The sequence below is a fragment of the Pseudomonas sp. S60 genome (assembly GCF_016647865.1).
GTDB classification, from domain to species: domain Bacteria; phylum Pseudomonadota; class Gammaproteobacteria; order Pseudomonadales; family Pseudomonadaceae; genus Aquipseudomonas; species Aquipseudomonas parafulva.
In genome coordinates this window covers 56,092-69,749 of sequence record NZ_JACVVH010000032.1, presented here as the reverse complement: position 1 = coordinate 69,749, position 13,658 = coordinate 56,092, and the positions used below count along the sequence as shown (strand labels likewise).

Annotated in this window: 14 protein-coding genes; 6 read left to right on the top strand and 8 right to left on the bottom strand. The window is 62.8% G+C overall.

Annotation, left to right across the window (positions count from 1 at the left end; translation table 11 throughout):
- The first annotated feature begins 336 nt into the window (after positions 1 to 336).
- A complete protein-coding gene (locus tag IAE33_RS16880; protein ID WP_201164341.1) occupies positions 337 to 1,335 on the top strand; it encodes a sensor domain-containing diguanylate cyclase in 999 nt (332 codons plus the stop codon).
- 22 nt (positions 1,336 to 1,357) lie between these two features.
- Here the strand turns inward: IAE33_RS16880 and lpdA are convergent, their stop codons facing one another.
- The 4 genes from lpdA to IAE33_RS16860 are packed head-to-tail and all read right to left on the bottom strand — an operon-like array spanning position 1,358 to position 6,286.
- A complete protein-coding gene (lpdA, locus tag IAE33_RS16875) occupies positions 1,358 to 2,737 on the bottom strand; it encodes a dihydrolipoyl dehydrogenase (protein WP_201164340.1) in 1,380 nt (459 codons plus the stop codon).
- A gap of 2 nt (positions 2,738 to 2,739) precedes the next feature.
- On the bottom strand, positions 2,740 to 3,993 hold the full coding sequence (locus IAE33_RS16870; protein ID WP_201164339.1) for a dihydrolipoamide acetyltransferase family protein: 1,254 nt from the start codon (positions 3,991 to 3,993) through the stop codon (positions 2,740 to 2,742).
- Positions 3,994 to 5,052 carry an alpha-ketoacid dehydrogenase subunit beta gene (locus IAE33_RS16865; RefSeq protein WP_201164338.1) on the bottom strand — a complete coding sequence of 353 codons (1,059 nt, stop codon included), beginning with the start codon at positions 5,050 to 5,052 and terminating at the stop codon, positions 3,994 to 3,996. It lies immediately after the preceding gene.
- A gap of 1 nt (position 5,053) precedes the next feature.
- The gene (locus IAE33_RS16860) at positions 5,054 to 6,286 is read right to left on the bottom strand and encodes a 3-methyl-2-oxobutanoate dehydrogenase (2-methylpropanoyl-transferring) subunit alpha (protein WP_028633503.1); all 1,233 of its coding nucleotides are present in this window, start codon (positions 6,284 to 6,286) and stop codon (positions 5,054 to 5,056) included.
- A 198-nt stretch (positions 6,287 to 6,484) separates the two neighbouring features.
- Between IAE33_RS16860 and bkdR the strand changes: the two genes are divergently transcribed.
- The gene (gene bkdR, locus IAE33_RS16855) at positions 6,485 to 6,970 is read left to right on the top strand and encodes a Bkd operon transcriptional regulator BkdR (protein ID WP_028633502.1); all 486 of its coding nucleotides are present in this window, start codon (positions 6,485 to 6,487) and stop codon (positions 6,968 to 6,970) included.
- 135 nt (positions 6,971 to 7,105) lie between these two features.
- Complete coding sequence (locus IAE33_RS16850) at positions 7,106 to 8,437, top strand: MFS transporter (protein ID WP_028633501.1); 1,332 nt, start codon at positions 7,106 to 7,108, stop codon at positions 8,435 to 8,437.
- Between the two features lie 99 nt (positions 8,438 to 8,536).
- Here IAE33_RS16850 and IAE33_RS16845 read toward each other — a convergent pair whose 3' ends face one another.
- The 4 genes from IAE33_RS16845 to flgA all read right to left on the bottom strand — a co-directional run bounded on the left by IAE33_RS16845 (position 8,537) and on the right by flgA (position 11,106).
- The gene (locus IAE33_RS16845) at positions 8,537 to 9,280 is read right to left on the bottom strand and encodes a flagellar brake protein (protein ID WP_201164337.1); all 744 of its coding nucleotides are present in this window, start codon (positions 9,278 to 9,280) and stop codon (positions 8,537 to 8,539) included.
- An 80-nt stretch (positions 9,281 to 9,360) separates the two neighbouring features.
- Positions 9,361 to 9,828 carry a flagella synthesis protein FlgN gene (locus IAE33_RS16840; protein ID WP_028633499.1) on the bottom strand — a complete coding sequence of 156 codons (468 nt, stop codon included), beginning with the start codon at positions 9,826 to 9,828 and terminating at the stop codon, positions 9,361 to 9,363.
- Between the two features lie 49 nt (positions 9,829 to 9,877).
- A complete protein-coding gene (gene flgM, locus IAE33_RS16835; protein WP_201164336.1) occupies positions 9,878 to 10,192 on the bottom strand; it encodes a flagellar biosynthesis anti-sigma factor FlgM in 315 nt (104 codons plus the stop codon).
- Positions 10,193 to 10,356: 164 nt separating this feature from the next.
- Complete coding sequence (gene flgA, locus IAE33_RS16830; protein ID WP_201164335.1) at positions 10,357 to 11,106, bottom strand: flagellar basal body P-ring formation chaperone FlgA; 750 nt, start codon at positions 11,104 to 11,106, stop codon at positions 10,357 to 10,359.
- 77 nt (positions 11,107 to 11,183) lie between these two features.
- Between flgA and IAE33_RS16825 the strand changes: the two genes are divergently transcribed.
- The 3 genes from IAE33_RS16825 (at position 11,184) to flgB (ending at position 13,657) form a co-directional block, all read left to right on the top strand.
- Entirely contained in the window at positions 11,184 to 12,113 is a 930-nt protein-coding gene (locus IAE33_RS16825) for a chemotaxis protein CheV (protein ID WP_028633496.1), read from the top strand.
- A 50-nt stretch (positions 12,114 to 12,163) separates the two neighbouring features.
- Complete coding sequence (gene cheR / locus IAE33_RS16820; RefSeq protein WP_201164334.1) at positions 12,164 to 12,991, top strand: protein-glutamate O-methyltransferase CheR; 828 nt, start codon at positions 12,164 to 12,166, stop codon at positions 12,989 to 12,991.
- 255 nt (positions 12,992 to 13,246) lie between these two features.
- Positions 13,247 to 13,657: a flagellar basal body rod protein FlgB gene (flgB, locus tag IAE33_RS16815; RefSeq protein ID WP_028633494.1), complete on the top strand. Its 411-nt coding sequence runs from the start codon at positions 13,247 to 13,249 to the stop codon at positions 13,655 to 13,657.
- The last annotated feature ends 1 nt before the right edge of the window (position 13,658 follow it).

Genomic DNA, 13,658 nt, shown 5'->3' with positions numbered 1-13,658 from the left:
AATGCTGGCGCAATTCACCTTGTGGGAGCGGCTTCAGCCGCGAACACCGGCGAAGCCGGTGCCACACACCGCGCTGTCTGCTTCGCGGGTAAACCCGCTCCCACAGGGGGGTATCGCATGCTTGCGAAATCAGTTTCCTGCGCTACAGCGCAGCCCCTGGGGCAGGGCTGTCCCTCCCAACTGGCCACTTGTCTGGTCTACGCCTTGTGGGCTATTCCAGCGCCGACCAAAGGCGCATATGCTCGCCACGGCAAAAAACAATTTCACGCGTGCGGCGTACAACACTGTCGGCAGCCCCTTGAGTGGAGCGTAGTTGCTGGGCATCAGGGAGCTTCCATGAATCAGCGTACCAAGCCGGCGCCTTCCGGCTTCAGTGACCAGCAACTGCATACCTTGTTCGAGTTGATCAGCGATGGCGTATGGGATTGGGACGCCAATACCGGCTACGTTTACCGCAACCCAGGTTGGTACGCCATGCTCGGTTACCCCGTGCATTCCATGGACAACTCGGTGCTCACGTGGGAGAACGTGATTCACCCAGAGGACTACCCCAGGGTGATGGCGCACTTCGATGCGTACATCAACCAGCGCAACGAGCGCTACCTGGTCGAGTATCGCTGCCGCTGCAGCGATGGCAGTTACCTGTGGATCGAGGACCGCGGCTATGTCATTGCCCGCAACCCGGATGGCTCGGTAGCCCGTATGCTCGGTGCTCACCGTGACATCGATGCTGGCAAGCGCCAACTGGCGCAGCTGGAGCGTCGCAACCAGTCGCTCGAAGAGCTGGTTGCCGAGCGTACCCGTGAACTGTCGAAGGTCAATGAGCAGCCGCAACGCCAACTGAACGAGAACCGCGAGCTTGCCGAGCGCGATGCCCTGACCCGCCTGGCCAACCGCTACCGGCTGGAGGATTCGCTCAGGCGTGAGTGCGAGCGTGCCCAGCGCTTTCGCCAGCCATTTTCGGTCATCGCCATGGATATGGACGACTTCAAGCCCATCAATGACCACTTCGGTCATGCCCGCGGTGATGCCGCCTTGGTGCAGGTGGCCGACACCTTGCGCCACAGCTTGCGCGCTGCAGACCTGCTGGCCCGTTGGGGCGGTGACGAATTCGTGGTGGTACTGCCGCATACCACGCTGCCAGAGGCGAAAAGCCGTGCGGCCCAGTTACGCCAGGGCCTGGCGCAACTGGCGCCGGTGGGGGACTGGCCGCTGACCATGAGCTACGGTGTGGTGCAGTGGCAGGACGGTGACGACCGCCAGTCGCTGCTGGCGCGTGCCGACAAGGCGCTCTACCGGGCCAAAGGGGCCGGCAAGAACGCCATTGCCGAGTAGCCTGCCAGGCGGCAGGCAAAGGTTAGATGTGCAGTGCGTGCCCCAAGGCGCGCAACGCTGCCTCCTGCACCGCCTCACCCAACGTGGGGTGGGCATGGATGGTGCCCGCCACGTCTTCCAGGCGTGCGCCCATCTCCAGCGATTGGGCAAACGCCGTGCACAGCTCCGAAACCGCCACGCCCACCGCCTGCCAGCCAAGAATCAGGTGGTTGTCACGCCGTGCCACCACGCGCACGAAGCCGGTTTTCGACTCCAGGCTCATGGCCCGACCATTGGCGGCAAAAGGGAACTGCGCGACGATGCAGTCCAGGCCCTGTGCCTTGGCCTGTTCTGGCGTCGTGCCGGCTACCACCACTTCCGGGTCGGTGAAGCACACGGCGGCGATGGCAGCAGGCTCGAAGCGGCGAGCCTTGCCTGCGATCAGCTCGGCGACCATCTCGCCCTGGGCCATGGCACGGTGGGCCAGCATGGGCTCACCTGCCACGTCGCCAATGGCCCACACATTGCGCATGCTGGTCTGGCACTGCGCGTCGATGGCGATGGCTGCGCCGTTCATCTTCAAGTCCAGGCATTGCAGGTTGTAGCCCTGGGTGCGGGGGCGGCGACCCACTGCCACCAGTACCCTGTCGGCTTCCAGGCGCAGCAGCGCCCCTTGGCCGTCACGGGCCAGCAGGTTGCCGGCCTCATACGCTTCGACACTGTGATTGACGTGCACGGCGATACCCAGCGCCTTGAGCGACTCGGCCACCGGTGCGGTCAGTTCGCTGTCGTAGGTGGGCAGGATGCGTTCACGCGCCTCCACCACGCTGACCTCAGCGCCCAACTTGCGATAGGCGATACCCAGCTCCAGGCCGATGTAGCCCCCGCCCACTACCACCAGGTGACGGGGCAGGGCCTGGGGCGACAGGGCTTCGGTGGACGAGATCACTGCCCCGCCCAGTGGCAGCATGGGCAGTTCGACGCTGCTGGAACCTGTGGCCAGCAACAGGTGCTCGCACTGGATGCGCTGGCCGTCGACCTCCACCTGCTTGCCGTCCAGAATCTTCGCCCAGCCGTGAATCACCTTTACCCCGTGCTTTTTCAGCAAGGCCGCCACACCGGTGGTCAGCCGGTCGACGATGCCGTCTTTCCAGGCCACGCTTCGGCTGATGTCGAGCTGTGGCGAGCTAACGCTGATACCCAGTTGCGAGCCCGCTGCGTAGCCGGTGGCGTGGTGGAACTGTTCTGCCACGTGAATCAGCGCCTTTGAGGGAATGCAGCCGATGTTCAGGCACGTGCCGCCCAGTGCCTGCCCTTCGACCAGCACGGTCGGGATGCCCAACTGCCCGGCGCGGATGGCCGCCACGTAGCCGCCAGGGCCGCCGCCGATGATCAGCAGTGTCGTTTGAGTGATCGGTTGCATGCTTACTCCACGAACAGGCAGGCGGGTTGCTCCAACAGGCCGCGCACGGCCTGGATGAACAGCGCGGCGTCCATGCCATCGACCACCCGGTGGTCGAACGAGCTGGACAGGTTCATCATCTTGCGCACAACGATCTGGCCATCGACCACCACGGGCCGCTCGACCATGCGGTTCACGCCAACAATGGCCACTTCCGGCGTGTTCACCACCGGGGTGCTCACGATGCCGCCCAGTGCGCCCAGGCTGGTAAGGGTGATGGTGGAGCCAGTCAGCTCATCGCGGCTGGCCTTGTTGGTGCGCGCTGCATTCGCCACCCGCGCGATCTCGCCGGCATTGGCCCACAGGCTGCCGGCCTCTGCGTGGCGCAATACCGGTACCATCAGGCCGTTGTCGCCCTGGGTGGCGATACCCACATGCACCGCCCCATGGCGGGTGATCACCTGGGCTTCGTCGTCGTAGGTGGCGTTGATCTGCGGGAAATCGCGCAGCGCCACCACCAGTGCACGCACCAGAAACGGCAGCAAGGTCAGCTTGCCGCGGCTGTCGCCATGCTTGGCATTGAGTTGCTGGCGCAGGGCTTCCAGGGCCGTGACGTCGATTTCTTCCACGTAACTGAAATGAGCGACCCGGCGCTTGGCGTCCTGCATGCGCTGGGCGATCTTGCGGCGCAGGCCGATGACCGGCACCTGCTCGCTGTCGGTGCGTTTGGCATAACCACCGGGTGCCTGCCCGGCAGCGCTGTGCGGCTTGCTCATGAAGCCATCGAGGTCCTCGTGCAGAATGCGCCCGGCCGGCCCGCTGCCGTGCACGTAGCGCAATTCGATACCGGCATCCAGGGCACGCTTGCGCACAGCCGGTGAGGCCAGCGGCTTGTCACCTGCCTGGCGCGGCACCGGGGCGGCAGCCTTATGCTCGGCCGCTTTCTGCGGCGCTGCCTGCACCGCCTGGGGCCTGGCGGCCTCAGGCACTGGCTCGGCGGCCTTGGCCTGCGGCGCGTCCGTGTGGTTGCCGTTGCCCTCCACCTCGATGCGGATCAGTTCACTGCCCACCGGCATCACTTCACCGGGTTGGCCACCCAGCGCCAGCACCTTGCCGCTGACCGGCGACGGGATTTCTACCGTAGCCTTGTCGGTCATGACATCGGCCACCACCTGGTCTTCTGCGATCACGTCGCCGACCTTCACAAACCACTCAACCAACTCCACCTGGGCGATGCCTTCGCCAATGTCCGGCATCTTGATGACGTGCGTACCCATTCAGACCTCCATGACCTTTTTCAATGCCGCGCCTACCCGTGAAGGGCCGGGGAAGTACGCCCATTCCTGGGCGTGCGGGTAGGGGGTATCCCAGCCGGTCACGCGCTGGATCGGCGCTTCCAGGTGGTGGAAGCAGTGCTCCTGCACCAGCGACACCAGCTCGGCGCCAAAACCGCAGGTGCGGGTGGCTTCGTGCACCACCACGCAACGACCAGTCTTTTTCACCGAGTCGACGATGGTGTCCAGGTCCAGCGGCCACAGGCTGCGCAGGTCGATCACTTCCGCGTCGACACCGGTTTCCTCCGCAGCCACCTGGGCAACGTACACCGTGGTGCCGTAGGTAAGCACCGTCACATCATTGCCCGGGCGGGTGATCACGGCCTTGTCCAGCGGCACGCTGTAGTAGCCATCGGGCACGGCGCTTTGCGGGTGCTTGGACCACGGTGTTACCGGGCGGTCGTGGTGGCCGTCGAATGGCCCGTTGTACAGGCGTTTGGGTTCGAGGAAGATGACTGGGTCGTCGCACTCGATCGAGGCGATCAGCAGGCCTTTGGCGTCGTAAGGGTTGGAAGGCATGACGGTGCGCAGGCCGCATACCTGGGTGAACATCGCTTCCGGGCTCTGGCTGTGGGTCTGGCCACCGTAGATGCCGCCGCCGCAGGGCATGCGCAGGGTCAGCGGGGCGATGAATTCGCCGGCAGAGCGGTAACGCAGGCGCGCCATTTCCGACACGATCTGGTCAGACGCGGGGTAGAAATAGTCGGCGAACTGGATCTCTACCACGGGGCGCAGGCCGTAGGCCCCCATGCCCACCGCCGTGCCGACGATGCCGCTCTCCGAAATGGGCGCATCGAACACGCGGGCCTTGCCGTATTTGTTCTGCAGGCCCTCGGTGCAGCGGAACACGCCGCCGAAGTAGCCGACGTCCTGCCCGTACACGACCACGTTGTCGTCGCGCTCAAGCATGATGTCCATGGCCGAGCGCAGGGCCTGGATCATGGTCATGGTGGTGGTGGCCATGGCGGTTTCCGGGTTGATGCCGTTGGTATGGTCGTTCATCTCAAACCCCCAGTTCCTGGCGCTGACGGCGCAGGTGGTCGGGCATGTCCTTGTACACGTCCTCGAACATCGAGGCCGCGCTCGGGATGTGGCCGTTGGCCAGCGTGCCGTACTGCTCGGCTTCCTTCTGCGCGGCCAGCACGGCCGCTTCGAACTCAGCCGTGGTGGCCTGGTGTTCTTCCTCGGACCAGTGGCCTGTCTTGATCAGGTGTTGCTTCAGGCGGGCGATCGGGTCGCCCAGCGGGAAATGGCTCCAGTCGTCGGCGGGGCGGTACTTGGAGGGGTCGTCGGAGGTGGAGTGGGGGCCGGCGCGGTAGGTAACCCACTCGATCAGGCTCGGGCCCAGGCCGCGGCGGGCGCGCTCGGCCGCCCAGCGAGAGGCCGCGTACACCGCGATGAAGTCGTTGCCGTCCACCCGCAGCGAGGCAATGCCACAGCCCACGCCGCGCCCAGCAAAGGTGGTGGACTCGCCCCCGGCGATGGCCTGGAAGGTCGAGATCGCCCACTGGTTGTTGACCACGTTGAGGATCACCGGGGCGCGGTAGACGTGGGCAAAGGTGAGGGCGGTGTGGAAGTCTGATTCTGCGGTGGCGCCATCGCCGATCCAGGCTGAGGCGATCTTGGTATCCCCCTTGATCGCCGAAGCCATCGCCCAGCCCACCGCCTGCACGAACTGGGTGGCCAGGTTGCCGCTGATGGTGAAGAAACCAGCCTCGCGTACCGAGTACATGATCGGCAACTGGCGGCCTTTTAGCGGGTCACGTTCGTTGGACAGCAACTGGCAGATCATGTCGACCAGTGACACGTCGCGGGCAATCAGGATGCTTTGCTGGCGGTAGGTGGGGAAGCACATGTCGGTGCGGTTCAGCGCCAGCGCCTGGGCGCTGCCGATGGCTTCTTCACCCAGGCTCTGCATGTAAAAGGACATTTTTTTCTGGCGCTGGGCGACCACCATGCGGCTGTCGAAGATACGCGTCTTGAGCATGGCTCGCATACCTTGGCGCAGCACCTGCGGGTCGATGCCCTCGGCCCACGGGCCCTGAGCATTGCCGTGCTCGTCCAGCACGCGCACCAGGCTGCCCGAAAGGTCGGAGGTGTCGGCAGCGTCCACATCGACGGGAGGTTTACGGACCTGGCCCGCGTCGTTCAGGCGCAGGTAGGAAAAATCGGTCTGGCAGCCTGGCCGGCCTGTAGGCTCGGGCACATGCAAACGCAGGGGGGCGTACTCGTTCATGCTGTTTACGCTCGCTCGGGTATTTGTTTTTGTGAGCTTTGAAGCGGTCGCGGCTGAGCACCGGCTTGTGACCAGTAGGTCAGCGTCACCTACATGGTAGTTGCCCTGCGGAAGAATTTTTCTCTCTAGTTGATTGCCTTTGCCGAACAGGCCAGATAAACATTCCGCATAAACACAATAAACCGGTGATTTTGTCTCATGCGCAAACTCGATCGTACCGATATCGGCATCCTCAACAGCCTGCAGGAAAACGCCCGCATCACCAACGCCGAGCTGGCCCGCTCGGTCAACCTGTCACCCACGCCGTGCTTCAACCGGGTGCGGTCGATGGAAGAACTGGGGGTGATCCGCCAGCAGGTCACGCTGCTGTCGCCTGAGGTGCTGGGGCTCGATGTGAATGTGTTCATCCATGTCAGCCTGGAAAAACAGGTCGAGCAGTCTCTGCACCGCTTCGAGGAAGAAATTGCCGAGCGCCCCGAAGTGATGGAGTGCTACCTCATGACCGGCGACCCGGACTACCTGCTGCGCGTGCTGCTGCCCAGCATCCAGGCCCTGGAGCGGTTTCTGGATTACCTCACGCGCTTGCCGGGCGTGGCCAATATCCGCTCAAGCTTTGCCTTGAAGCAGGTGCGTTACAAGACCGCGTTGCCGCTGCCGCCAAATGGTCTGACCTTGCGCGAATAACGGTGGTCCAAGGCTGTCGGCGCCCTACGGCGCCCGACACTATTGTGATTCGCAAGCGGGGCCTGCAAACCGGCAACATTTGCCATTATGCTGCTAGCACCCACCGCCCGTTGACGAGGGAGCCTGAAGGGACGTATGCGCACTATCTGGAAGCCGTTTCAGTCGTTGTATTTTGCTGCGCTGATGATGTTGATCGGCTCGGGCCTGCTCAGTACCTACCTGGCCTTGCGCCTGGCGGCCGACCATGTCGACAGCCTGTGGGTGGGTGCGCTGATGGCGGCCAACTACTTTGGCCTGGCCGTGGGCGGCAAGGTCGGCCACCGGCTGATCGGCCGGGTAGGGCACATCCGCGCCTACGCCACCTGTGCCGGCATCGTCGGCGCGGCGGTGCTGGGCCACGGCCTGACCAACTGGCTGCCGGCCTGGGTGGGGCTGCGCATGATCGTGGGCCTCGGCATGATGTGCCAGTACATGGTCATCGAAAGTTGGCTGAACGAGCAGGCGGACGTCAAATACCGTGGTGCCGTGTTCAGCGGGTACATGATCGCGTCTTACCTGGGCCTGGTACTTGGCCAGTTGATCCTGGTGGTACACCCAGAGCTCGGCCCTGAATTGCTGATGTTGGTGGCGATGTGCTTTGCCCTGTGCCTGGTGCCGGTAGCCATGACCCGCCGCATCCACCCCGCACCGTTACGGCCGGCCCCCATGGAGCCCAGGTTCTTCATCAAGCGGGTGCCACAGTCGCTCAGTACCGTGTTGGGGGCGGGGCTGATCGTTGGCTCGTTCTATGGCCTCGCGCCCCTGTACGCGGCCAGCCAGGGGCTGAGCACCGAGCAGGTCGGCCTGTTCATGGGTAGCTGTATTTTCGCTGGCCTGGTGGTGCAGTACCCCTTGGGTTGGTTGTCCGACCGCTACGACCGGGCTGTGCTGATCCGTAGTGTGGCAGGCGGGCTGGCGCTGGTGGCAGCGCCGCTGGCCATTCTGCCCAGCGTGCCATTGGAGTTGTTGTTCGGTATCGGTTTTCTGGTGTCGCTGCTGCAGTTCTGCCTGTACCCGCTGGCGGTTGCGTTTTCCAACGACCATGTGGAAAGCGAACGGCGCGTGTCGCTGACGGCCATGCTGCTGGTCACCTACGGCGTGGGGGCATGTATCGGCCCGTTGGCGACCGGCGTGCTGATGAAGCTGCTGGGTGTGCAGATGCTGTATGCCTTCTTCGTGTTCTTCGCCTTGGTGCTGGTATGGCGTATCCGCCCGAAAGCGGTTACCGGGTTGCACCAGGTTCAGGACGCACCACTGGGCCACGTGGCAATGCCGGCCGCTGGCTCGCCGCTGTCGGCAGCACTGGACCCACGGGTGGATGGGCAGACGGTGCAGGATGTGATGCAGGCCCCGGTGGCGGCAGAAGACACCGAAGCCCCGGAGAAGCAACCGGAGCAACCCGCAAACGATAGGGAATCTGCCAGATAGGGAAGGTGAGGCGCGCTTGGCCCCGTCGGCCTTCTGGCGACGGGTTCACCCGCAAAGCCCCTGCCGAGGGCTGGTGTTCGCGGGTGAACCCTTCAACCCTCAATAGTCGTCTTTGTCGAACCGCCGTGCTTCGCGCTGCAGTTGGTACACGAAACTTTCCACCTTGCGCTGCGCAGGGCCGCTCAGGTTATGGAAGCGCACGCCGGCAAACGTGGTGTTGATGCGTTCTTCGTAATGCAGGTGGCGCAACTCGACCATGGTGTCGACCAGGCCAAGCGGGCTGCCCGCCTTGAACCGCTCGTACACTTGCCCCAGTTGCAGGCGGTCTTCGACATTGCCGTCGAAACGCAGCTTGCAGCCCGTGGCCGACACGTCCAGCAGTTTGCCGCGCAGGGCGCCATTGCCTTTGAGGTGGGTGCCGTCGAGGATGATGTCGACCAGTTGCGACAGTTTCAGCGCGGCGCGGAAGGCGTTGCGGCGCTGGTGGTAGGTCATCTCGACCGGTAGGGCACCCACGTAGCAGCGGTGCCCGTTGACTTCGCTGATCTTCAGCGCATGGTCGCATTCCCAGGCAATGCGTACGCCATCATGGAAACCTTCGACGCGAAAGTGCTCGCCGTTCTCGATGAACTTCTCGCCATCGCGGGGGATCATTTCATCCAATGCCAGGGTGTTGCTTTCACGGTCCACGTGCACCACGTAACTCTGGAAGCGGTGGCCGCGGTCGTGGAAGGTGATGATCAGTGGGTCGTGGCTTTCCTGAAGCTGCCGCAGGTTGGCCGCAATTTCCAAAGGGGTGGTCAACACCTTTGGCGGTTGCGGGGCATCGGATTCATTGAACACGGCTTATCGGTCTCCAGGCAAAAGCGACACAGGCAAATTAGCGGCATTTTGCCAGTATGTACGGTGCCTTGATAGAAAAATCACACTTGGTTGAGGGCGCGCGGCTTGGCCAGAGGTGAGGTGTTGCCACGGCTGTTGTACAGCGATGGAGAATCGCCGCCCATGAGGATACGCACCTGGTTGTTGGTGACGTGTTGCTGGACCTGAATGATGCGGCCGTTGGTCTGGTTGACCTGTTGGCACGCTTCCATCAACTGCGAGAGCATGTCCAGGCGCTGCAGCATGGCCTCGCCATGCACGGAAGTGTCAGCGACTGCCTGCACGCCGGCCCGGTCTGCGCTCAGCCCCAGGCTGACCAGCAACTGGCTGCGGCGCTGGCCGTGCTGTTCGAGCAGGATGATCAACGACTGCTTGCGAGCGAGAATCTGCTCCAGCAAGGGCATGTCGCGACCATGCAGGGCCACCGCCTCGTTCTGCAGCAGCTCGAGCAGCTCCTGCATGGGCGCGATGTCTTCTTCGATCAGTTGCAGCAGGGTAGTGTCGTGCATGGCTAACTCTTGGTTTTTCAAGCGTCCATGAAGTCAGCGCACCGAGCGGTCAGCGCTGTACTTCAAAATTCAGCAGCTTGCTGGCAACCCGGCCGGCATCGACCTGGTAGCTGCCGTCGGCGATGGCCTGTTTCAGCTCGGCCACACGGGTGTTGTTGACCACGGGCTCATCTCGCAGCTTGTCGCTGATCTTTTGCAATTGTTGGGCCTCAGGGCTCAGGTGCACCGTCTCGCCACTGGCGCTGGTGTCTTTTACCGCTTCCTGGCTGGCCGCCGGTTTTTCGGCGCTGCCGGGTGCGCTGTTACCGCGCACACCGCCCGTTACGGACGGGGAATTATTCAAACGACTGAAGTCGATGACCATGATCAGAAACCTCTGGGTTTATGGACGCTTGCCTTGTTTTCGGCCAACCCGCAATAAACTTTAGGCACAAAATGCGTGGCCGGCGTTCCATCAGCACACAACCCGATTTCTGACACAGTTTAGAAAAAGCGCCTCCTCACCGCCAGTACCCTTCGGCCGCTGGCCTACATGCTCACCTCGACCTGGCCCGGGCCGGTCACCATGGCTTTTACCACGCGCTTGGAATTGAGGTTGCGCACCCGTATCTGTTCACTGAGGCCTCCCTTGCTCAAGGCTTCACCCGGCATGCGCACGCTCAGGCTGCCGCTGCGGGCCACGATTACCACGTGGTCGCCTTTGCGCACCACTTCGGCCTGCTCAAGGTGTTGCGGGGTCAGTACCTGGTCGATCACCGTGGGCCGCAGCATTTTCATGCCCACCGCCTGGTCCAGTTCAGTCAGAAAGCCTTGGCCCAGCGTGCCCACATCGCGTTCGCGCAGGGCAACATCGCCGGCGCCCACCACGTTGTCGCGCCTGAGGGGGCGGGTGACCACCACCACGTCCCGGAACAGGCGCACGGTTGCCGGCACGAATACCGTCCATGGCGCCGCGCTGTCGCAGCGCACGCGCACGGTCACCCGGCCAAGCGGTACGCTGGGGCTTTCCAGTGAAGCGTCAAGCGCCTGACTGCACAGTGGCATGCGCAGGCGAGGGTCCAGCGGGTTGACCTGGATTTCGTAACGCCCCGCCGTCTGGGTGGTTGCCAGATAATCTTCAACGGTGAATTCAAGAAACCCTTGGGTGACACCGATAAGCTGTTCAGGCATGGTGAACGCGTCCGCCAGTGTGCGAACAGGCACCAGCAGGCACAGCGTGGCCAGCAAGCCGGTCAGCAGGCGCGTCAGTCGTCGGGAAAATGTCGTTTTCGTGTACATGGCGCTCAAAAAAGCAAAGCCCGTGCCGACTCACCTGGTGAGTTGCAACGAATGGCTGAAAGGTTAAGGAGTCTGGCATGGCGGGGGTTATGGATTCGGTCAACCAGCGCACGCAGCTGGTAGGGCAGAATCGCCTGGAACTGCTGCTGTTCCGCCTCAATGGCGAGCAGCTTTATGGCATCAACGTTTTCAAGGTCAGAGAAGTGCTGCAGTGCCCTGCACTGACCCTGCTGCCCAAGGCCCACCCGGTGGTGCGGGGTGTGGCCAACATTCGCGGGGCGACCATCCCGATCCTCGACCTGTCGATGGCCACCGGTTTGCGGCCGCTGCAGGAGGATACGCGCAGCAGCTTCGTGATCATCACCGAGTACAACACCAAGACCCAGGGCTTTCTGGTGCATTCGGTAGAGCGCATCGTCAACATGAACTGGGAGGAGATCCATCCGCCACCCAAGGGCACTGGCCGCGACCATTACCTGACTGCCGTCACCCGTGTGGACAACCGCATGGTCGAGATCATCGACGTTGAAAAGGTACTGGCCGAGGTGGCGCCGTCTTCGGAGTCGGTGTCCGCCGGGGTGGTGGACGCCGAGGTGCAGGACAAGGCCGTGCTGTTGCGGGTGCTCACCGTCGACGATTCGTCGGTGGCGCGCAAGCAGGTCAGCCGTTGCCTGCAAACGGTCGGTGTGGAGGTTGTGGCACTAAATGATGGTCGCCAGGCTCTCAACTACCTGCACCAACTGGTGGAGGAGGGCAAGAAGCCCGAAGAGGAGTTCCTGATGATGATCTCCGACATCGAAATGCCGGAGATGGACGGCTACACCTTGACCGCAGAAATCCGCAGCGACCCACGCATGCAAAAACTGCACATCTGCCTGCATACTTCGCTGTCCGGGGTATTCAACCAGGCGATGGTGAAAAAAGTGGGCGCCGACGACTTCCTGGCCAAGTTCAGGCCGGATGACCTGGCCCAGCGCGTGGTCGACCGGATCAAGGCAACGCATTGAAAGCAGCCGGGGCGAGCCCCGGCCACAGTGATTGAAAAGAGGCGGCAGTAGTGTCTACGGGTAATTTGGATTTCGAACAGTTCCGGGTATTCCTGGAGAAAGCCTGTGGCATTCTGCTGGGCGAGAATAAGCAATACCTGGTGTCCAGCCGTCTCAACAAGTTGATGGAACAGCAGGGCATCAAGAGTCTGGGCGAGCTGGTGCAGCGTATCCAGACCCAGCCACGCAGCGGCCTGCGCGAACAGGTGGTGGATGCGATGACCACCAACGAAACCTTGTGGTTTCGCGATACCTACCCGTTCGAGGTGCTGAAGAACAAGGTCATCCCCGAGTTCATCCGCGCCAACCCGGGGCAACGCCTGCGCATGTGGTCGGCCGCGTGCTCGTCGGGGCAGGAGCCGTACTCCATTTCGATGGCCATCGACGAGTTCGAACGCAGCAACCTGGGCCAGTTGAAGATGGGGGCGCAAATTGTGGCCACCGACCTGTCAGGCACCATGCTGACCAATTGCAAGAATGGTGAATACGACAGCCTGGCCATCGCACGCGGCCTGTCCCAGGAGCGCCTGCAGCGGTACTTCGAGACCAAGGGGCCAGGGCGCTGGGCGGTCAAGCCCGCGATCCGCAGCCGGGTCGAATTCCGCTCGTTCAACCTGCTGGACAGCTACGCCAGCCTCGGCAAGTTCGATGTGGTGTTCTGCCGCAACGTGCTGATCTACTTCTCGGCCCAGGTGAAGAAAGACATCCTGCTGCGCATTCACAGCACGCTGAAGCCGGGCGGGTACCTGTTCCTGGGTGCCTCCGAAGCCCTTAACGGCTTGCCTGACCACTACCAGATGGTGCAATGCAGCCCGGGTATCATCTACCAGGCCAAATAAGGTACTTCAGGCCGGCAACCAGGGTTGCCGGCCTTTTTCGTTGCAGGTGCTGTCAATTTTTTGTTTTGCCGCTTATGGCGCCCTGCAATTGCCGCTTTCGGCACGCCTGGCGGCAGCCCTTTGCCGCTTTTCTGGCATCACGGTTGGGGCACTTCTCGCTCAGCCCCCCTATCTAAAGGCTTTCGGCCGATTGGCACAGCCTTTGCTATAGCTTGCTCAACGTAATTCCGGTCAACCTCTGAAGGTTTCCCCGATATGAGCATCAGCTTCGACAAGGCGCTTGGTATCCACGAGAAGGCCCTGGGCTTCCGCGCCCAACGTGCCGAGGTACTGGCCAACAACATCGCCAACGCCGACACGCCCAACTACAAGGCCCGCGACATGGATTTCGCCTCGGTGCTGGCTGCCGAGAGCGAGAAACAGCAGAACAACGGGCGCATCGGCCTGGAGCGGACCAACAGCCGGCACATCGAAGCCGAAGGCATGGCACTGGCGGACGACAGCCTCAAGTTCCGTACGCCGGCGCAGCCCTCGATCGACCAGAACACCGTGGATGCGCAGATCGAGCAGTCCAACTACACCGAGAATGCCATCGGCTTCCAGGCCAGCTTCACGCTGCTCAACAGTAAATTCAAAGGGCTGGTTTCGGCCCTGCGGGGAGAATGAC